General features: G+C 52.4%; 1 pseudogene. It reads left to right on the top strand.

The features are described from left to right. Positions 1 to 737 (top strand): annotated as a pseudogene (locus tag OGV94_RS00790) (tail fiber domain-containing protein); the annotation flags it as partial.

Below are 737 nucleotides of genomic sequence, written 5' to 3' on the forward strand. Positions count from 1 at the left end.
CCCCGCGTGGCGCTGAATATGGTCACTGCCGCAATGGTCGTTCAGAATACCCAGGCGCTTCTCGGTCTGAACTACGACAAACAGAACTGGCAGCAGGTATTCAGTGGTATCGGGACAATAACTGTAAAGTTACCCGACCAATCAACGTTTACAGGCCCATCCTGGAAATACCTTGCTGATAATATGGCCACAAAAGTTGACGGCGTGGTGCCAAAAGCACAGGGCGGGACGGGGCTGTCCAGTCCCTTTGGGGCAGGGTCAGGTTCTTTCTGTGAGGGGAATGATATCCGCCTTAACACCATCGGCGGTAAATCCGGAGGCCAGATAACCAGCCCGTTTGGCAAGGTAAATTCATTGCCGGGAAGCTTTGACTCCCTCTATGCCGGAAACCGCAACTACGGTCTCTACCAGGAACAGATGAATGTTCCCGGTGCAGGCTATCTGTATCCTCACTCCAGCTTCAAATTGTACTGGCCTGGCAACTATGGCGGAGTGTTTACATGGTCCGCGTGGGCTAACAGCAATAATCCGGAGTATGTGCTCTCCTGGACTTATGAAGCGGGAACCACGCCACATATGTGGCGGTTTAATGGCACTAATGGTAACGCCACCGCCACCGGAAACTGGGTTAACGGCGGCTCGACAGTCAAAATTAAGGAGAAAGTCGAAGACATCCAGAATCCGCGCGAAACGATGCGGATAATCCGCGCATGTACCTGGCGACTGAAAACAAAAAA

This window comes from Citrobacter sp. Ce006 (assembly GCF_030336535.1).
Lineage (GTDB): Bacteria > Pseudomonadota > Gammaproteobacteria > Enterobacterales > Enterobacteriaceae > Citrobacter > Citrobacter europaeus.